Raw genomic sequence first — 19206 nt, forward strand, 5'->3', positions numbered from 1 at the left:
CCGCCGGTCCCCCTCGGGCCGTGTTTGCACTGATCAGGAGCAGTTGTCCGGAAAGACACGCCTTGACGGCAAACCACCCGAAGATACGTTGGCGTTGTCCGCCTTTCCCCCTGCTCCGAGGGAGGACGTATGCCCCGTATCACCGTCACCGTCGACGGGATCACGTACGAGGAGGAGGTCGAGCCGCGGCTCCTCCTCGTCCATCTGCTCCGAGAACGGCTGGGCAGGACCGGCACGCCGGTCGGCTGCGACACCAGCAACTGCGGCGCCTGCACCGTGATGCTCGACGGCAAGAGCGCCAAGAGCTGCTCGGTGCTCGCCGTGCAGGCCGACGGCTGTGAGGTCGTCACGATCGAGGGTCTGGGCGCGAACGGGTCGATGCACCCGATGCAGCGGGCCTTCCACGAGGAACACGCGCTGCAGTGCGGCTACTGCACGCCCGGCATGGTCATGGCGGCGATCGACCTGCTCAGGGAGACGCCCGAGCCGTCGGAGGAGGCCATCCGGGAGGGCCTGGAGGGCAACCTGTGCCGGTGCACCGGCTACTGCAACATCGTCCGCGCGGTCAGGCGGGGCGCCCAGGAGATGGGGCGGGCGGTGAGGACGTCATGACCGAGGTCGGCAGGGCCAGGAGGCGCAAGGAGGACGCGCGGCTGCTGACGGGCCGCACCCAGTGGACCGACAACCTGCGCCCGCCGGGGACGCTGCACGTGGCGTTCCTGCGCAGCCCGATGGCGCACGCGCGGATCACCCGGGTCGACGTGTCGGGGGCGCGCGGGATGACCGGGGTGGTGGCGGCGTTCTGCGGCCAGGACCTGGCGGCCGAGCAGGGCAGCCTGCCGTGCGCGTGGCCGGTGACCGAGGACATCGTGATCCCGGACCATCCGCCGATGGCCGTGTCGGAGGTCCGCTACGTGGGCGAGGCGGTGGCGTGCGTGGTCGCCACCGACCGCTACCTGGCGGCCGACGCGCTGGAGGCGATCGAGGTCGACTACGAGCCGCTGCCGGCCGTGGTCGGCCTGGAGGAGGCGCTCGCGCCGGACAGCCCGAAGGTGCACGAGTCGGGCAACCAGGCGTACACGATGAAGGTCACCTCGGGCGACGTCGACGCGGCCTTCCGTGACGCCCCGATCGTCATCGAGCGCACCTACCACCAGCAGCGGCTCATCCCGGCGGCGATGGAGCCGCGGGCGGTGCTGGCCAGCACGGACGGCGACTCGTACACGGTCTGGACGGCGACGCAGATCCCGCACGTGCTGCGGGTGATGCTGGCGCTGACCACCGGCATCCCGGAGCACAAGATCCGCGTGATCGCCCCGGACGTGGGCGGCGGGTTCGGCTCGAAGCTGCAGGTCACCGCCGAGGAGGTGCTCTGCCTGCTGCTCACCCGCCGGCTCGGCAGGCCGGTCAAGTGGAACGAGTCCCGCTCCGAGGGCAACCTGACCGTGCATCACGGCCGCGGCCAGGTGCAGCGCGTCAAGCTCGCGGCCGACGCCGACGGCCGGATCCGCGGCCTGCGCGTGGAGCTGCTGGCCGACATGGGCGCGTACCTGATGCTGCTCACGCCCGGCGTCCCGCTGCTGGGCGCGTCGATGTTCAACGCGATCTACAAGATGGACGCCTACGAGTTCGGCTGCACGGGCGTGTTCACCACGAAGATGCCCACGGACGCCTACCGAGGCGCGGGCCGGCCCGAGGCGACGTTCGGCATCGAGCGGATCATGGACGAGCTGGCCGCCGAGCTCAAGGCCGACCCGCTGGAGGTGCGGCGGCGCAACTGGATCAGGCACGAGGAGTTCCCGTACACGACGATCTCCGGCCTGACCTACGACTCCGGCAACTACGAGGCGGCCACGGACAAGGCGATGGCGCTGTTCGGCTACGACAAGCTGCGCGCCGAACAGGCCGACCGGCGGGACCGGGGGGACCCGGTGCAGCTCGGCATCGGCGTCAGCACGTACACGGAGATGTGCGGGCTGGCCCCGTCGCGGCTGCTGAAGGAGGCGCGGTACGCGGCGGGCGGCTGGGAGCACGGCGCGGTGCGCATGCTGCCGACCGGCAAGGTGGAGGTGATCACGGGCACGTCGCCGCACGGCCAGGGGCACGTGACGGCGTGGAGCCAGATCGCGGCCGACGCGCTGGGCGTGCCGTTCGACGACATCACGGTCATCCACGGCGACACGGCCATCGCGCACAAGGGAATGGACACCTACGGCTCGCGGTCGCTGGTGATCGGCGGCGTGGCGGTGCTCCAGGCGTGCGAGAAGGTCAGGGAGAAGGCCCGCAAGCTGGCCGCGCACGTGCTGGAGTGCGCGCCGGACGACCTGGAGTTCGCCGGGGGCGCGTTCACAGTGCGCGGCACCGACGCGCGCGCGACGATCCAGGAGCTGGCCTTCGCCGCGTTCACCGCGCACGACCTGCCCGACGGGGTGGAGGCGCGGCTGGACTCCGAGGCGACCTACGACCCGGACAACTACTCCTTCCCGCACGGCACCCACCTGTGCGCGGTCGAGGTCGACACCGAGACGGGCCTGACGAGAATCCGCTCGTACGTGGCCGTGGACGACGTCGGCAAGGTGGTGAACCCGCTCATCGTCGAGGGCCAGGTGCACGGCGGCATCGCCCAGGGGATCGGGCAGGCGCTGTTCGAGGAGGCGGTGTACGACGCGGACGGCAACCTGCTGACCAGCACGCTGGCCGACTACCTGCTGCCGTCGGCGGCCGACCTGCCGGACTTCGTCACCGACCGGACCGAGACCCCGGCGACCGGCAACCCGCTGGGCGCCAAGGGCGTGGGCGAGGCGGGCTGCATCGCCTCGACCCCGGCCGTGGTCAACGCCGTCGTGGACGCGCTGCGCCCGTACGGCGTCCATGACGTGGCGATGCCGTGCACGCCCGAGCGCGTCTGGCGGGCGCTGGAAGGAGCGCGGTCATGATCCCGGCCCAGTTCGACTACGTCCGCCCGGACTCGCTGGACCAGGCGTTCCGGGAGCTGGCCTCGGATGAGGACACGAAGGTCCTGGCCGGCGGGCAGTCGCTGCTGCCGTTGCTGCGGCTGCGGCTGGCGTACCCGTCCAAGCTGGTCGACGTGGCGCGGCTGCCGGAGCTGGCGGGCGCGCACGACCGGGGCGACCACGTGTTCGTCGGCGCGATGACCACGCACGACGAGGTCATGCGCTCGCCGGTGGTGCGCGAGGGCTGCCCGCTGGTGGCGCTCGCGACGGCCACGGTGGCCGATCCGGCGGTGCGGCACCGCGGCACGTTCGGCGGCTCACTGGCGCACGCGGACCCGGCGGGCGACCTGCCGGCCGTGGTGCTGGCGCTGGACGGCGTGTTCGTCGCGCGCTCGGCCGGCGGCGAGCGGGAGATCCCGGCGGCCCGGTTCTTCGTCGACTACCTGGAGTCGGCGCTGCTGCCGGGCGAGATCCTGACCGGCGTGAAGATCCCCAAGCTGGGTGACGGCTGGGGCTTCCACTACGAGAAGTTCCACCGCACGGCGCAGGCGTGGCCGATCGTCGGCGTGGCCGTCGCGGTCCGGCGCACGAACGGCGCGATCCAGGAGGCCAGGATCGGGCTGGCCAACATGGCGCCGACGCCGCTGCGGGCCCGCGCCGCCGAGTCGGCGCTCCAGGGCGCCGAGCTGGGCGACCAGGTACGGCAGGCGTGCGGGGAGGCGGCGGAGGGCACGGCGCCGCCGGCCGACCTGCACGCCCAGCCGGACTACCGGCGGCACCTGGCCAGGGTGCTGACGCATCGCGCGGTGCGCACGGCCGCCGGGGCTCCCTGAGCCCGCGTCCCGTGGGGGCGCCGCCCTTCCGGGTCGCCCCCACGGGACGTACGCTCGCAACCAGTCGGGAAGGAGCGGATCGATGGCGATGCGGTTCGAGCACGAGTTCACGGTCCCGGTCCCCGTCGAGCAGGCGTGGGCGGTGCTGCTCGACGTCGAGCGGGTCGCGCCGTGCCTGCCGGGGGCGACGCTGGACATCTTCGAGGGCGAAGAGTTCACCGGCAGGATGAAGGTCAAGGTCGGGCCGATCACCGTCACCTACCGGGGCACCGCCCGGTTCGAGGACGTGGACAAGGACGCGCACACGCTGACCCTGCGGGCGTCGGGCAAGGAGGCGCGCGGCTCGGGCACGGCGTCGGCGACGGTCAAGGCGCGGCTGACGCCGGGCGACGGCTCGACGTCGGTCGCGGTGGAGACGTCGTTCAACGTCACGGGCCGGCCGGCGCAGTTCGGGCGCGGCGTGATGGCGGAGGTGGGCGGCAAGCTCATCGACCGGTTCGCCGCCAACCTGGCCGACCTGCTCACCGAACCGGCGGCCCCGGAGATCGCCGAGTCCCCGGAGCCTCAGGCTCCCGGGCCGGGTGAGCGGCATCTGGCCGCCGTCCCGGAGGAAGCGGTGGAGAGCCCGGCCAGGCCCGCGGGGACGGCGCGGACGGCGCTGAGCGCGGACGAGGAGGCGCTCGACCTGCTGGAGGTCGCCGGGGCGCCGCTGATCAAGCGGGTGGCGCCGGTCCTGGGCGCGCTGGCCGTGCTGGCGCTGATCGTCTGGGCGATTCGTCGCCTTATGCGGTGATTTTAGGCAAAAACCCCATCAAGTCCGGACACATCCAGAATCCTGCGGGCATGCCTACCCCCACGTCGTGACACTCGGGGGGATGGCATGCCGGCTTGCACCGTTGTCGTGATCACCTACAACGACGCGGCCCGCCTGCCCAGGGCGGTGCGTTCCGTGCTGCGGCAGTCGCTGCGCGACCTGGAAGTGATCATCTCCGACGACGCCAGCACCGACGGCACGCCCCGGGTGGCCGCCGAGCTGATGAGAGCCGATCCCCGCGTCCGCTACCTGCGCCGCGAGGTCAACAGCGGCGGCTGCGGCGCCCCCAGGAACGACGGCCTCGACGCCGCCGCCGCGCCGTACGTGATGTTCCTCGACAGCGACGACGAGCTGCCCCGGCACGCCTGCAAGAGCCTGCTGACCGAGATCGAGCGGACCGGGGCCGACTTCGTGTCCGGCCAGATCTCCCGGCTGTACGAGTCCAGCGGCCGGCTCAAGCCGTACTATCCGACGCTGTTCGCCCGGCGGCGAGTCGTCGAGGGCATCCGCGAGGAGCCCGAGCTGTTCCTGGACTCCTTCAGCACCAACAAGCTCTACGACGTGCGCTTCCTGCGTGACAACCTGCTGCGCTTCCCGGAGGACATCCACTACGAGGACCACGTGTTCGCCACCGAGCTGTACGCGCTGGCGCGGCGCTTCGCCGTCGTGCCGTGGGTGGTCTACCACTGGCACCGGGCGCGCGGCGGCACGTCGATCTCGCTGAGCATCAAGGACATGGACAACGTGCGCCACCGGGTCGTCGCCGCCCGGCTGAGCGACGACATCCTGCGCGAGCACGGGGCCGCCGACCTGGTGCCCGCCCGCCAGTACCGGTTCCTGCGCCAGGACCTGCGCGTCTACCTGAACCCGCTGCCCACGATGGACCGGGTGTGGGTCAAGGAGTTCGCCGCGGTCGTCCGGCTGTACCTGGAGGAGATCGCGCCCGAGGTGTTCGACCGGGTCGGGCCGATGGACCGGGTCTGCTGCCGGCTCATCCTCGACGACCGGGTGGACGACCTGCGCATCGCCGCCGGGTCGCTCACCGGGGCGGGGGCGCCGCCGCGGGCCGCCGTGCAGGTCGGCGGGCGGACGTACTGGGGCACGACGGCCACGCCGGGCATGGACATCACGGACCTGCGGCTGGCCGAGCTGCCGTACTCGGCCACCCGGCTGCGGCACGAGGTGACCGAGATCGGCCAGGACGGCGACCGGGTCCGGATGACCGTGCACACCTACGACCCGTTCGGCGTGCTGCCGGTGGAGTGGAAGGCGTTCCTGCGGGTGGGCGGCGAGAAGGTGCCGATCAGCCCGCAGCCGTCGGGCGAGTGCGCTTACGTGAGCGAGATCGTCTTCACGCCCAGGGGCCGGTGCGAGCCGCGCATCGGGTTCACCCGGGTCGCAGACGGCCACACCACCACCGACCGGCTGCTGGTCGACCCGGCGATGAAGCCGATCGAGCTGCCCGGCGGCACGGTCAAGGCCGAGGGCTACGCGGCGTACCTGTGCGTGCGGGCCGTCTCCGCCCGGTCGCTGCTGCGCCGGATCAGACGCAGGCTGCTGAAGCGGCTGAGCACGCCGAAGCTGAAGCTGCGCGTCTACAAGGCCCTGATCAAGGTGGTGCCGCCGCGCAGGGACCTGGCGCTGTTCGAGGCCGACGTCGGCAAGGGCTACACGGGCAGCCCGCGCGCCATCTACGAGGAGCTGCGCCGCAGCGGCCTGCCGATCGAGGCGGTGTGGTCGGTGGCCAGGGGGCGCGGCAACTTCCCGCCCGACGTGCGGCTGGTCAGGCGCGGAAGCTGGGCCTACGTCTGGACGATGGCCCGGGCCGGCTACTGGGTCGACAGCCACGGCTTCCCGCTCGACTACCCCAAGCCGCGCCGCACCCGCTACCTGCAGACGTGGCACGGGCAGGGCATCAAGTCGATCGGCTTCGACGCGCCCGACCTGCGCGGCGACTTCGACGGGCCGCGCGCCCAGTGGCGGCGGGCGGTCGCCCGGTGGGACGCGCTGGTGTCGCCGAGCGCCGAGTTCTCGCGCTGCTTCCTGCCGTCCAACGGCTACACCGGCCGCGTCTACCGCTGCGGCACGCCGCGCTGCGACGCGCTGGTGCGCGGGGCGTGCGCCGACGGGGTGCGCGAGCGGCTGGAGATCCCGCCCGGCAAGAAGGTGCTGCTGTACGCGCCCACCTACCGCGACCGGGCCAAGGGCAGCGGCCGGTCGGTCCGGGTGGACCTGGAGCTGATGGCCAGGGAGCTCGCGGACGAGTGGGTGCTGATCCTGCGGACGCATCCGGTGGAACGTTACAAACCGCCGGAGCGGCTGCGGCACTTCGTCCGCCCGGCCGGCTCGTACCCGGAGATCAACGACCTGATGCTGGCCTCCGACGCGCTGCTGACGGACTACTCGTCGGTGATGTGCGACTACGCGCTGACCGGCAAGCCGATGCTGTTCTTCATCGACGACTGGGACGACTACCGGCTGTCGGAGCGCGGCGTCTACCACGACCTGCCGTCGATCGCCCCCGGCCCGTGCGTGACGACGACCGCGGACCTCGTCGCGGCGCTGCGCGACCTGCCCGCCGTGCACGCCGCCCACGCCGGCCGCTACGCCGCCTTCCGCGAGCTGTGGTGCGCCGACGAGCGCGGCGACGCCTCCGCCCGGATCGTCGCGGACTTCTTCACGGCGGGTGCCCGGTGAACGTCGTCTTCGCCTGCCTGGACGCCGACACGCTGGGCGGCATCCAGCAGGTGACGCACACGCTGGCCCACGGCCTGGCCGGGCGCGGGCACGAGGTGCACGTCGTCGGGCTGCACCGGGCCGACGCGCCGTTCCGCTACGTCGAGCGCCCCCGCTACCGGCAGCACCTGATCAGCCGCACCCCGGTCGGGCCGCAGGGACGCCTGGCCCGGCTGCGCGCCGACCGCCGGCTGCGCGAGCTGCTCGGCCCGATGCGGCCCGGCTTCGCCGTGCTCACCTCGCCCGGCGTGGTGACCCGGCTGTCACGGCTGCTGCCCGGCTCGCTGCGTCCGATCGGCCAGTATCACGGCTCGTACGAGCACGCCCGCGGCTGCTGGCACCTGAGCTCGATCAGGAAGCACTACCCGCGGCTGGACCAGGCGGTGTTCCTGAGCGACGACGACGCGTGGCTGTTCGCGGAGAACGCACTGCTCCCCAACACGTGGACGCTGCCGAACCCGCTGGCCGCCTGGCCGGACGCCGTGTCGCCGCTGTCGTCGCCCCGGGTGCTGGGGGTGGGGCGGCTGGAGGGGGTCAAGCGGTTCGACCGGCTGATCACCGCGTTCGCCAGGTCGGGGGCGCCGCCGTCGTGGGAGCTGCACCTGATCGGCGACGGGGGCGAGTTGGAGCGGCTGCGGGCGCACGCGGCGCGGGAAGGGGTGGCCGACCGGGTGGTGTTCCGCGGGCGGGTGCCGGCCGCGCGGATGCCGGCCGAGTACCGGGACGCCTCGCTGGTCGCCCTCACGAGCGAGCACGAGGGGCTGCCGATCGTGCTGCTGGAGTCGGCCGCGCACGGGGTGCCGGCGGTGGCGTTCGACGTGTCGGGCGGAGTGCGCTCGGTCGCGTCGGCGCTGGTCCCGCCGGCGGACGTGGACGCCTTCGCGGCCGAGCTGGGCCGGCTCATCGGCTCGGCGCCGGAGCGGCGGCGGCTGGGCGCCGCCGCCCGGCAGCGGGCCGAGGACTTCCGCCTCGACCCGGTGCTCGACCGCTGGGAAGCGCTCTTCACCCACATCGACCGGTGAAAATCCAGCCGGCCTTCACCCCCATCGACCGGTGAAGATCCAGCCGGTGAGCAGCGGCACGGGCGGTCAGCCGGTGCGCTCGGCCAGCTCCGGCGACTCGCTGCGCTGCTGCGGGACGCCGGCCAGGGCGCGCTGGCCGGTGGTCAGCAGGGCGGCCACCGGGCTGGGCTCGCGCAGCCGGTTGAAGCGGTCGCGCATGGACTTGCGCATCCGGCTGTTGCGGCGGCGCTGCATCGTCTTGTTGCAGGCCGACACGTGCTCCTTGGCCGCCGGGGCGGCGCCGGTCAGCTCGTAGCCCTGGGCCTCCAGCCGCTCGCCGAGCACCTGCTCGCAGAGCGAGATCTCCCAGCCGTCCAGGCGCTTGGCCCAGCTCCCGACCCGGCTCCTGGTGACCTCGCCGTGCGTGTTGCTGTGCCACACCTTGTGCACCGGCACCGCCACGCTGGCCGCCTCGCGCGGCGACACCATGGCGGGCGAGAAGTCCTCCTCCAGGAACGCGCAGAGCTTCTTCAGCTCGGTCACCGGGTCGTCGGTGAGGTCCTCGTAACGCAGCTCGAAGTAGCTGTCGTCGGGCAGCGTCCGGCGCAGCTTGTCACCGTGGTCGATGGCCTCGGCCCAGGTGGAGACCGCGTGGAAGGAGTCCAGCGTGTACCAGGGCATCTCCTTCAGCGAGGCCACGCAGTCGCGGCCGTCCCTGATCAGGTGGATGAACTGGGCGTCGGGGAAGAGCCTGAGCAGCAGGTCGGTGTGCTTGACGTAACTGGGCCGCTTGTCGCCCCAGCGGGCCTTGCCGAACCGCTCGGCGTACATGCGGAAGGCGGTGCCGAGCACGGAGCCGAGCGAGCCGGGGCCGTCCACGACCTGGCGGACGAAGGCGTCGCGGTCGATCTTGAGCTCGCGGAACTTGGTGCTGCGGTCGCTCGCGATCCACTCGGCCAGCGCGCGCCGCCGCTCGGCGTCCCGGAGGTCGCCGAACGCGCGCCGCTTGTAGTAGACGGGCATGACGAAGCGCGTCTCCGGCGGCACCGCGAGGCGCGGGTGCGAGTGGAGCATGAGCTGGAGCATCGTGGTGCCGGAGCGCGGGCAGCCGATCACGAATACTGGCCGGTCTGACATTTCGTACTAACCCCCGAAATTTAGACGAGAACGTGCTCTCGGCTCTCCTGGGGCACGGGGTGCCTGCGCGCGAAGAGCCACATCCGGTAGACAAGGAAGATCTCGTTGGCGAGAAGCAGGACGCTGGCGACCACCGCCACCGGGATCAGCGCCCCGGCCCCGGCGAGAGGCGCGATCACGAACACCGCGGCGTGGAACTCGATGCCGCTGATGAGGTGCGACCGCACCCGGCGCCGGGCCAGGAACCTGTTGAGCCGCCGCAGCGAGTACGGCATCCTGCCGCCGGTCCGCCCTCCCCTGGGCGCCGGCACCAGCCCAGGCTGCACTTCAGCCTGGAGATCCGCCTGGAGATCGGCCCGACCCTCCCTGATGACCTCGCGGACCCGCTTCATCTGCGGCGCGTTGACGTACCGGAAGAGGTCGAGCACGGCCACCACCGCGCCCAGCACCACCCAGCTCACATCCCCCGTGAGCGCGAACTGCCCGTAGGCGAGTCCGGCGGCGCAGCAGACCACCCTGACGCGGTCGCCGACGTAGTCGAGCCAGAGCCCGAAGGGCGTCCCCGTGCCCTTGAGCCTGGCGATCTTCCCGTCGACGCAGTCGATCATGAAACTCAGATAGAACAGAACCGCCCCGGCGACCAGCCGGTCCGTCGCCAGGCACGCGGCAGAGATCATGCCGAGGACCAGCGACGTCACGGTGAGTTCGTTGGGCGTGATCCGCGTGCGGTTGGCGACCGCGAGCGCGACCCGGCAGGCGACCGGGTCCACGAAGTACACGGTCCACCAGGAGTCTCTCCGCTTGCGTGTCGCGTGGACGTCATCGAGCGAATAGGTCCTCATGGACTACAGCATGACGACGAGCCGTGTTTGAGCAATTACTCTCTGGAACTACTGGGGAATGTCCATGCCTCTTCTTGACCCTTCCGCCACCGAAAGGCGCCAGGTGGGGCCGCTCTCCCCCTCGCGGAACCACCCCTTCAGCACCAGCCCGCGCGTCTCGGTGCGCGCCTGGAGCCGCCAGGTGGGCCCGCCGCCCTCCAGCGCGCGCGGGTCGATCGTGGCCACCAGGCCCTGCCCGCCGACGCGCTTGGCGGTCAGCGGCACCTTGCGGCGGCCGTCGCTCAGCACCAGGCTGACGCGGCCCGGCTTGCGCTCGACGCGGTGGATGGCCACCTGGCCGCGCAGCAGATACTCCCGGCCGGTCCAGCCGCACTCGTCGACCCGCGCCACCAGCTTGAGCTCCTGCCGCGCGTCGTACACCTCGTCGGGGATCGCCAGCCTGCGGTCGCGGAAGTACGGGTAGTCGCCGTACCAGCCGGTGTTGCGCCAGCCGCGCGGCACCACCCGGGTGCCCTCGGCCGAGGCCCGCCTGAACTCGCGCACCTGTCGCAACTCCTTGACCAGCCCGCGCTCGACCAGGTGGAGTTCGAGCCGCCGCAGCGATGGCGCCGCCGCGATCACGTCGGGACCCAGCTCGGCCAGCCACTGCCTGGCCACCTCCAGCGCCGGCCCGCTGTCGCCGTCGGCGGCGTCCTCCAGCGCCTGGAAGAGGAAGACGATGTCCTTCTCCAGCACCAGGTCGTCGAAGGTGGCCTTCAGCTCCGGCGCCGTCTCGTCCAGGAAGGCCCGTACCGAGCGGATGGCGCCCAGCCGCTCGGTCAGGTTGGGCAGCTCGGTGCGCCGCTGGGTGATCGAGTCCTCGCCGCCGTCACGCCTGCGCCAGTGGTAGACGACGTCGTCGAGCACGTCGACGCTGGTGGCCAGCACGTGCGCGCGGATGGCCACGGGCACGTCCTCGTAGATCCCGGCGGGGAACTCCAGCCCGCGCTCGCGCCAGAACGCCGTCCGGTAGACCTTGTTCCAGACCGTGCGGTCGCGGGCCAGCGAGCGGCGGTCCATGACGTGCGTGCACAGCACCCGCCGCCTGAACACCTTCTCGTGCATCGTCGACGGCGCCAGCTCGCCGTCGGCCAGCCGCAGCACCGCCCCGCACGCCAGGTCGGAGCCGGTCTCCCGCAGCGAGGAGACCAGCAGCTCGTACGCGCGCGGCGGCACGACGTCGTCACCGTCGGCGAAGGCCAGGTAGGGGCCGCGGGCGTGCCGCACGCCGAGGTTGCGGGCCGGTCCCGGCCCCTGGTTGGGCTGGCGCAGCAGCACGAACCGGGGATCGCGGGCGGCGAACTCCTCGGCCACCCGGCGGCTGCCGTCGAGCGAGCCGTCGTCGACGCAGAGGACCTCGAAGTCCGTCAGCGTCTGGGCGGCCAGCGACTCCAGGCACTCCGCCAGGTACGGCTCCACGTTGTGGATCGGGACGACGACGCTGAGCAGGGGGATCATTGTCGAGCACTCCTTTCGGTGGCTGAGGGCAGCATGCCCGGGCTGTCGCTGCCCTGATCGGGTCTTTACGCTACGTTGTGCAAGTGATCCGGCACGTTGTGTAGGGGGAAGGATGCTGAGGAGCGTCCACGAGCACGAGCTGCCCGTGCTGCGCCGCTGGCGCAACCATCCGAAGGTCCGGGCGTCCAGCTTCACCACCCACGAGATCAGCCCGGCCGAGCACGCCCGCTGGTGGGCCCGGGTCAAGGACGACCCGGCGCGGCGGGTGCTCGTCTACGACCACGACGGCGAGCCCGCCGGAGTGGTGACCTATTCGGGGCTCGGCGACGGGTCGCGCACCGCGAGCTGGGCCTTCTACCTCGACCTCGACGGGCTGGAGCGGTCGGGCACGCTGCTGGCCGCCTGGATCGGGCTGGAGCGGGCCGCCATCGCGCACGCCTTCGGGCCGCTCGGCCTGACCCGGCTGCGCGGCGAGGTGCTGGCCTCAAACGAGCCGGTCAGGCGGCTGCACCGGCGGTTCGGCTTCGCCGAGGTGGGCGTCTTCGGGCTGGAGGTCGAGGGGCTGCGCCGCGACGTCATCGCCATCGAGCTGACCAGGGAGGACCACGCATGATCAAGATCGCCGAGCGGGCCGTCGGGCCGGGCCGGCCGCCGTTCGTCATCGCCGAGATGTCCGGCAACCACGACGGCAGCCTGGAGCGCGCGCTGTCGATCGTCGACGCGGTGGCGCGGGCCGGTGCCCACGCGCTCAAGCTGCAGACCTACCGGCCCGACACGATCACCGTCGACGCCGACGGCCCGGCCTTCCGCATCGGCTCCGGACACGAGCTGTGGGGCGGCGAGCGGCTCTACCGGCTCTACGAACGCGCCCACACGCCGTGGGAGTGGCACGAGCCGATCTTCACCAGGGCGCGCGAGCGAGGGCTGATCCCGTTCTCCTCGCCGTTCGACCGCACGGCGATCGAGCTGCTGGAGAAGCTCGACGCGCCCGCGTACAAGATCGCCTCGTCGGAGATCGTGGACCTGCCGCTGATCAGGCTGGCCGCCTCGACGGGCAAGCCGCTGATCATCTCGACCGGGATGGCGTCGATCGGCGAGATCCACGACGCCGTCGAGGCGGCCCGCGACGCCGGGTGCGACCAGCTCGCGGTGCTGTCGTGCACGGCCTCCTACCCGGCCTCGCCCGCCGACAGCAACCTGCGGGCGCTGCCGCTGCTGGCCGCGATCACCGGGGCGGTCGTCGGCGTCTCCGACCACACGCCGGGGCTGGGCGCCGCGCTGGCCGGGGTCGCGCTCGGCGCGTGCCTGATCGAGAAGCACGTCACGCTGAGCCGGGTGGGCGGCGGCGTCGACGCCGCGTTCTCGCTGGAGCCGCACGAGCTGGCGGCCCTGGTGGTGGAGAGCGAGCGGGCCTGGCAGTCGCTCGGCGCCGCCGTCATCGGCCCGCGCCCCTCCGAGCGCGAGGGGCTGCGCTTCCGCAGGTCGCTGTACGTGGTGCGGGACGTGCGGGCGGGCGAGCCGGTGACCGAGCAGAACGTGCGCTCGATCCGGCCCGCCGGCGGGCTGCCCCCGGAGCTCGCGCCGCAGGTGATGGGCCGCCGCTTCACCCACGACGCGCCGCTCGGCACGCCGCTCACGTGGGATCTGGTCTGAGCCGCAGCAGCGCGTCGGCGACCCTCTCGCGGCCCCGCCCGTCGACCAGGTCGCGCCCCCGGCTCCCGTACTCCTCGCGCAGCTCGGGGTCGGTGAGCAGGCGGGCCAGCGTGTCGACGGCGGCGGCGCCGGGCTCGGGCCCCAGCCCGGCGGCCAGCCCGCCCGCCACCAGCTCCTCGTAGCCGGTGAGCTGGTTGGCCGCCACCCAGGTCAGCGCCGTGGGCACGCCCAGGTGCAGCAGCTCCCAGGCGGCCGAACCGGCGGCGGTCACCACGAGGTCGGCCCGCGCCATCAGCTCGGGCAGCCGGTCGGTGGGCGGCACGACGGCCACCGACTCGCCGGCCTCGAACGGCTCCGGGCTGATCACGGTCGCCTCGAACGGCGCCCCGGTCGACAGCAGCGCCTTCGTCCACCTCGGCGCGACGCCCGCGCTGTCGGTCCCGCCGAAGAAGCACAGCACCCGGGGCGGCCCGCCCTCGCGGGGCGTCCGGCGGCAGCGGCGCACGCTGTCGCGCAGCAGCACGTACGCGCTCCCGGCCAGCCGCTCCCCGTCGAACGGGTGGCGCTCGGCCCCCAGGTTCTGGTCCAGGTAGAGGTCCGCCTCCTGCCCGCGCGGGTCGCCGTCGACGATCGCCAGCACCGCCATCCCCGCCTCGCGCAGCGCCGCCCCGGTGCCGGGCGGCAGCGTGTACGAGTCGAGGACCATCACGTCGATCCCCAGCTCCCGCGCCTGGGCCGCCAGCCGGTGCGGCTCGCGGAGCGCGGGCACCGACGGCAGCCCGCGCTCGCGCAGTTGCGCCGCGGCCCACTCCGACCCGGTCACCTCGCCCAGGAACGTCACCGGCACGCCGCGCGAGCGCAGCTCCTCGGCCAGCGCCACGCACCGCACCAGGTGGCCGACGCCGATCGCGGCGCCGGCATCACAGCGAACGCCGACGGCCGTCATGCGTCCTGCAGCTCCTTCTGCTCCACGTGCGCGTTGAGCCGGCACACCTCGGGCCGCTCGCGCAGCCAGCCGACCAGCTCGCGGAACGGCACGCACCGGTCGCCCAGCGCGGCCACGACACGCGCGATGAGCCGCCAGTCGTCCTCGGTGTCGAGCGTGACCCGCAGGTCGCCCGCCCCCGGCGGATAGGCCAGGCCGAGCAGCCGGAAGTCGCCCGGCTCCGCGTAGATGTAGGACGTCACGTGCGTGCGGTGGTAGGCGGTCGCCTCCCGGTCGGCGCGGCGCAGCGCCGCCAGCCCGGCGATCTCCACGTCGAGGCCGCGCGGCAGCGTGCCGGACAGCCCGGTGCTGAGATAGTCGAGCGCGCCGCCGAGCGCCCGGTAGACCAGCGCCGCCTCCCTGATCACCGCCGGGTCGAGCAGCGGGCAGTCGGCGGTGAACCGCATGACCGCCTCCCCCTGCCGCCCCTCCAGCGCCTGCGCGAACCGGGTGAGCACGTCGTCCACCGGCCCCCGGTGGCACGCCACGCCGAGGGCCGCGCACTCGGCGGCCACGGCGTCGTCCTCGGCCAGCGTCGTGGTCGCCACCACGAGGTCGTCGACCGCGCCCGACTCGCGCGCCGCCCGGACCACCCAGCCCAGCACCGTGCGCCCGCCGAGATCCCGCAGCACTTTCCCCGGCAACCGGGTCGACCCCATCCGCGCCTGAATGATTCCGACAATCCTCAACGATTCCCCCTGTTACCGTCGGTGACTTGCTGGTCGCGCTATGCTACCGGCCGACGTAAGGGGGACCGCTTGAGCATTCTCAGTGGATCGTCAATGTTGATCACCGGAGGCACGGGCTCGTTCGGGAAGGCCTTCATCCGCCACGCGCTCGGCCACGTCGGCGTGCGCAGGCTGGTGGTGTTCTCGCGCGACGAGCTCAAGCAGTACGAGCTCCGCCAGGCGCTCGGCGAGGACGAGCGGCTGCGCTACTTCATCGGCGACGTGCGCGACCGCGAGCGCCTGGCCCGCGCCATGCACGGGGTGGAGTACGTGGTCCACGCGGCCGCGCTCAAACAGGTCGACACCGCCGAGTACAACCCGTTCGAATACGTCCGCACCAACGTCGCCGGCTCGCAGAACGTCGTGGAGGCGGCCATCGACTGCGGCGTGCGCAAGGTCGTGGCGCTGTCCACCGACAAGGCGTCCAGCCCCATCAACCTCTACGGCGCCACGAAGCTGGTCGCCGACAAGCTGTTCGTGTCGGCCAACCACTACGCCGCCGGGCACGAGACCCGCTTCGCCGTGGTCCGCTACGGCAACGTCGTCGGCAGCCGCGGGTCCGTGGTGCCGTTCTTCCTGAAGCTGGCCCGCCAGGGTGCCAGCCTGCCGATCACCGACAAGCGGATGACCCGGTTCTGGATCACGCTCGACCAGGCCGTGGAGTTCGTCGTCGACTCCTTCGACCTGATGCAGGGCGGCGAGCTCTACGTGCCGCGCATCCCCAGCATGCGGATCGTCGACCTGGCCGACGCGCTCGCGCCCGGCAGCCCGATCTACGAGATCGGCATCAGGCCCGGCGAGAAGCTGCACGAGGAGATGATCGGCCCCGACGACGGCCGCCGCGCGCTGCGCCTGGCCGACCGCTACGTAGTGCAGCCGACGATCGCGACCTGGGGCTACGTCCCGCCGGTCGGCGGCGAGGTGCTGCCGGAGGGGTTCGCCTACCGCTCCGACGCCAACGACCGCTGGCTGTCGGTCGACGACCTGCGGGCGATGGTGTCGGCCTGATGCTCCCCTACGGACGGCAGTCGGTCGACGAGTCCGACATCCTGGCGGTGACCGAGGTGCTGCGCGGCGACTGGCTGACCACCGGCCCGGCCGTGGCGCGCTTCGAGTCGGCGCTGGCCCGGTGGACGGGCGGGGTGCCGTGCCTGGCGGTCACGTCGGGCACCGCCGCCCTGCACGTGGCCTACGCGGCCGCCGGCGTCGGGCCGGGCGACGAGGTCGTCACCTCACCGCTGACGTTCGTGGCCACGGCCGCCACCGCCGCGCTGCGCGGCGCCCGGGTGCGCTTCGCCGACGTGCAGCCCGACACCGGCAACCTCGACCCCGACGCCGCCGCGAGCCTGGTGACGGGCCGCACCCGGGCGATCACCGCGGTCGACTACGCGGGCCATCCGGCCGACTACGACGAGCTGCGCGGGGTGGCGTCGGCGGCCGGGGCGGTGCTCATCGGCGACGCGGCCCACTCCATCGGCTCCACCTACAAGGACCGGCCGGTGGGCTCGCTCGCCGACCTGACGACGTTCTCGTTCTTCCCGACGAAGACCGTGACGACGGCCGAGGGCGGGGCCGTCGCGGCGGCCGACCCCGAGCTGTTCGCCGCCGCCGCCCGCTTCCGCAACCACGGCCTCGTCCGCGACCCGGCCGAGCAGCGCGACCCGGGCGAGGGCGGCTGGCACCAGGAGGTGCACGCGTTCGGGCTCAACTACCGGCTGCCCGACGTGCTGTGCGCGCTCGGCACCAGCCAGCTCGGCCGGCTGGGCACCTTCCGCGCCCGGCGGGCCGAGCTGGTCGCCCGCTACAACCGGCTGCTGGCCGGCGTGCCGGGGCTCACCCTGCCCGCCGAGCGCCCGTACGTGTCGCCGAGCTGGCACCTCTACCCGGTGCGCGTCGCCGACGGGCGCAGGCGCGAGGTGTACGAGCGGATGCGCGCGGCCGGGATCGGCGTGCAGGTCAACTACCTGCCGGCCTACTGGCACCCGGTGTTCGCCGACCTCGGCTACCGGCGCGGGCTGTGCCCGAACGCCGAGACCTACTACGCCGAGGAGCTGTCGCTGCCGCTCTTCCCGGGCCTGGGCGACGCCGACCAGGACCGGGTCGCGGAGTGCCTGGCGGGCATCCTGTCCTAGTGCTCCAGCAGGAGCAGGCAGCCGTCGTCGCCCCGGTCCACCAGGAAGCGCCTGCCGGGCACGTCCGCCGGCGGGCGGCTCCGGGTCCGCACCAGCGTGCGGATCGCCCGGCCCTGGTCGACGACGACCTCCCACCACGTCACGTCACCGACGACCTCGTCGATGCCCGCGAGCGGCACCCGGGCGCGGAAGTCACGCCCGGCCAGCGTCACCGGGAAGTACATCTCCTCGCCGTCGCTCCTGCGCACCAGCCTGATCACCGGCTCGCCGTCGCCGACGTCGGCCAGCTCCCCGGCGAACACCAGGTCGCCGCCGTCGACGCGGCACTCCCCGATCACCGCCTCGGCCTCGCGCAGCCGCAGCCCCCACGCGCCGCGGAAGCTGAGCACCGGCACCAGCCACACGCCTGACCTGCGCCGGGGCGGCGGGGCCGACGGGGCGAGCCTGCGGTCGCCGCGCACCTTGCCCTCCAGGCGCAACCCCGCGCCCTTGAGCCGCACGTACAGGTCCCAGTGCCCGTGCCTGCTCAGTTGCGCGGCGCTGAGCGCCGCCGGATCGAAGGCGAACCGGAACGGGAAGACGTGCTCCGGCACCGACCCGCCGTCCGGCTGGGGCGCGCTCTCCCAGACGGGCGCGGCGCTCTGCTCGGCCAGCGGCACCCGGTCGCCGGTGCGGCGCTCCTCCAGCCACACCGTCACGCGCATCCGGCCCAGCTCGCCCGCGTCGAACCTGCCGATGCCGGCCCGGCCGGAGCCGTGCAGCACGCCGTCGCGCCACTCCAGCTCCACCAGCCTGGCGGTCGCCTCCAGCTCGCCGGAGACCTCCGACAGGTGCCCGGGCAGCGCCGGGTGCCGGCCGTACCAGCGCTTGCGCAGCAGCCCGGCGGAGCTGACGCGCGGCTGCAGGCGGCCGTCGCGCGCCTGCGCGGCCACGCCCGCCAGCTCGTCCAGGCGGCGCCGGTGCAGCAGGTGCACCTGGAGGCGGTGCGCGAACGGCAGCTCGCGCAGCGCGGCCCGCGACACCCCGTCGAGATACCGTACGGCCAGGTCCACGAGGGCCGGGTCGGCGGCGGGGCCCAGCCGGGCGATGGCCTCGACCGCGACGGTCATGTCGATGGCCAGCGTGTCGCGGTCGAACTCGGGCCGCAGCCGGGGCGCCTCCGCGTCGAGCAGCGCGGCGGTCTGCAGCACCGAGAGCAGGCGGTCGCGCAGGTTGTCCGGCTCCAGGCGGCGCTGGGTGATGGAGGAGCCGGGCTCGTCGCGCTGCCGCCAGTGGTAGACGACCTTGTGCAGCACGTCGACCGAGCGCGCGCCCACGTGGGCGGCCATGGCGACCGGCTGGTCCTCGTACATCCGCTCGGGGAAGCGCAGGTCCAGGCGGTCCCAGGCGGCGCGGCGGTAGACCTTGTTCCACAGCATGCGGTCGCGCACCAGCAGCGGGCGACGGGTGATGTGGGTGCGTTCGGCCGGTTCGGCGAACGGCTCCTTGTGCGCCCACGACGGCACGAGCAGGTTGCGGTGCAGCCGCATGACGTTGCCGCACGCCAGGTCGGAGCCGGTGGACTCCAGCGACGAGACCAGGCGCTGGAAGGCCGCGCGCGGCACGGTGTCGTCGCCGTCGACGAACGCCAGGTAGCGGCCGCTCGCCTGGCTCACCCCGATGTTGCGGGCCCGGCCGACGCCCAGGTTGTCCTGCCGGATCAGGCGGAAGCGGCCGTCCCGCTCGGCGCGGGCGGCCACGAGGTCCGGGCCGCCGTCGCGGCTGCCGTCGTCCACGCAGATCACCTCGATGTCCCGCAGGGTCTGCGCCTCCAGCGAGTCGAGGCACGGCGTGAGGTATTTCTCGACGTCGTAGAACGGCACGATCACGGATAGGACCGGCACGGATGCTCCCT

General features: G+C 73.0%; 16 protein-coding genes. 10 read left to right on the forward strand and 6 right to left on the reverse strand.

The window, feature by feature from the left end; all coding sequences use genetic code 11:
* Positions 1–129 precede the first annotated feature (129 nt).
* The 6 genes from AB0G11_RS36900 (at position 130) to AB0G11_RS36925 (ending at position 8359) form a co-directional block, all read left to right on the forward strand.
* Complete coding sequence (locus AB0G11_RS36900) at positions 130–612, forward strand: (2Fe-2S)-binding protein (protein ID WP_219500606.1); 483 nt, start codon at positions 130–132, stop codon at positions 610–612.
* Positions 609–2936, forward strand: a complete 2328-nt coding sequence (locus AB0G11_RS36905) for a xanthine dehydrogenase family protein molybdopterin-binding subunit (protein ID WP_219500604.1) — start codon at positions 609–611, stop codon at positions 2934–2936. Before AB0G11_RS36900 ends, AB0G11_RS36905 begins: the two co-directional genes overlap by 4 nt.
* On the forward strand, positions 2933–3787 hold the full coding sequence (locus tag AB0G11_RS36910) for a xanthine dehydrogenase family protein subunit M (RefSeq protein WP_219500603.1): 855 nt from the start codon (positions 2933–2935) through the stop codon (positions 3785–3787). Before AB0G11_RS36905 ends, AB0G11_RS36910 begins: the two co-directional genes overlap by 4 nt.
* An 82-nt stretch (positions 3788–3869) precedes the next feature.
* The gene (locus AB0G11_RS36915) at positions 3870–4580 is read left to right on the forward strand and encodes an SRPBCC family protein (RefSeq protein ID WP_219500601.1); all 711 of its coding nucleotides are present in this window, start codon (positions 3870–3872) and stop codon (positions 4578–4580) included.
* Between the two features lie 87 nt (positions 4581–4667).
* Positions 4668–7298 carry a CDP-glycerol glycerophosphotransferase family protein gene (locus AB0G11_RS36920; RefSeq protein ID WP_357591309.1) on the forward strand — a complete coding sequence of 877 codons (2631 nt, stop codon included), beginning with the start codon at positions 4668–4670 and terminating at the stop codon, positions 7296–7298.
* Positions 7295–8359, forward strand: coding sequence for a glycosyltransferase (locus AB0G11_RS36925; RefSeq protein ID WP_357591311.1), 1065 nt, complete (start codon positions 7295–7297; stop codon positions 8357–8359). Before AB0G11_RS36920 ends, AB0G11_RS36925 begins: the two co-directional genes overlap by 4 nt.
* A 66-nt stretch (positions 8360–8425) precedes the next feature.
* On the opposite strand, the gene AB0G11_RS36930 is transcribed toward AB0G11_RS36925, so the two are convergent.
* The 3 genes from AB0G11_RS36930 to AB0G11_RS36940 are packed head-to-tail and all read right to left on the reverse strand — an operon-like array spanning position 8426 to position 11814.
* Positions 8426–9475: a sulfotransferase gene (locus tag AB0G11_RS36930; protein WP_219500595.1), complete on the reverse strand. Its 1050-nt coding sequence runs from the start codon at positions 9473–9475 to the stop codon at positions 8426–8428.
* Between the two features lie 20 nt (positions 9476–9495).
* The gene (locus AB0G11_RS36935; RefSeq protein WP_246644003.1) at positions 9496–10317 is read right to left on the reverse strand and encodes a CDP-alcohol phosphatidyltransferase family protein; all 822 of its coding nucleotides are present in this window, start codon (positions 10315–10317) and stop codon (positions 9496–9498) included.
* Between the two features lie 48 nt (positions 10318–10365).
* A complete protein-coding gene (locus AB0G11_RS36940) occupies positions 10366–11814 on the reverse strand; it encodes a glycosyltransferase family 2 protein (RefSeq protein ID WP_357591313.1) in 1449 nt (482 codons plus the stop codon).
* A gap of 112 nt (positions 11815–11926) precedes the next feature.
* On the opposite strand from AB0G11_RS36940, the gene AB0G11_RS36945 reads away from it, so the two are divergent.
* Together AB0G11_RS36945 and pseI are read left to right on the forward strand one after the other, a co-directional pair.
* Positions 11927–12427: a GNAT family N-acetyltransferase gene (locus tag AB0G11_RS36945; RefSeq protein WP_219500591.1), complete on the forward strand. Its 501-nt coding sequence runs from the start codon at positions 11927–11929 to the stop codon at positions 12425–12427.
* Positions 12424–13467 (forward strand): pseudaminic acid synthase, encoded by a 1044-nt coding sequence (pseI, locus tag AB0G11_RS36950; RefSeq protein ID WP_357591315.1) that lies wholly within the window; start codon positions 12424–12426, stop codon positions 13465–13467. Before AB0G11_RS36945 ends, pseI begins: the two co-directional genes overlap by 4 nt.
* Here pseI and AB0G11_RS36955 read toward each other — a convergent pair.
* Together AB0G11_RS36955 and AB0G11_RS36960 are read right to left on the reverse strand one after the other, a co-directional pair.
* Complete coding sequence (locus tag AB0G11_RS36955) at positions 13448–14413, reverse strand: hypothetical protein (protein ID WP_357591317.1); 966 nt, start codon at positions 14411–14413, stop codon at positions 13448–13450. The genes pseI and AB0G11_RS36955 overlap by 20 nt on opposite strands.
* Positions 14410–15141, reverse strand: a complete 732-nt coding sequence (locus tag AB0G11_RS36960) for a glycosyltransferase family protein (protein WP_246644001.1) — start codon at positions 15139–15141, stop codon at positions 14410–14412. The genes AB0G11_RS36955 and AB0G11_RS36960 overlap by 4 nt, the downstream gene beginning before the upstream one ends.
* Positions 15142–15162: 21 nt before the next feature.
* Here AB0G11_RS36960 and pseB point away from each other — a divergent pair, with 21 nt between their 5' ends.
* Both pseB and AB0G11_RS36970 read left to right on the forward strand, forming a co-directional pair.
* A complete protein-coding gene (gene pseB, locus AB0G11_RS36965; protein WP_308125615.1) occupies positions 15163–16188 on the forward strand; it encodes a UDP-N-acetylglucosamine 4,6-dehydratase (inverting) in 1026 nt (341 codons plus the stop codon).
* Complete coding sequence (locus AB0G11_RS36970; RefSeq protein WP_357591319.1) at positions 16188–17312, forward strand: aminotransferase class I/II-fold pyridoxal phosphate-dependent enzyme; 1125 nt, start codon at positions 16188–16190, stop codon at positions 17310–17312. Before pseB ends, AB0G11_RS36970 begins: the two co-directional genes overlap by 1 nt.
* On the opposite strand, the gene AB0G11_RS36975 is transcribed toward AB0G11_RS36970, so the two are convergent.
* A complete protein-coding gene (locus AB0G11_RS36975; protein WP_357591321.1) occupies positions 17309–19195 on the reverse strand; it encodes a glycosyltransferase family 2 protein in 1887 nt (628 codons plus the stop codon). The genes AB0G11_RS36970 and AB0G11_RS36975 overlap by 4 nt on opposite strands.
* Positions 19196–19206 lie beyond the last annotated feature (11 nt).

Origin of the sequence: Nonomuraea sp. NPDC023979 (assembly GCF_040639085.1) — a bacterium.
Lineage (GTDB): Bacteria > Actinomycetota > Actinomycetes > Streptosporangiales > Streptosporangiaceae > Nonomuraea > Nonomuraea ceibae.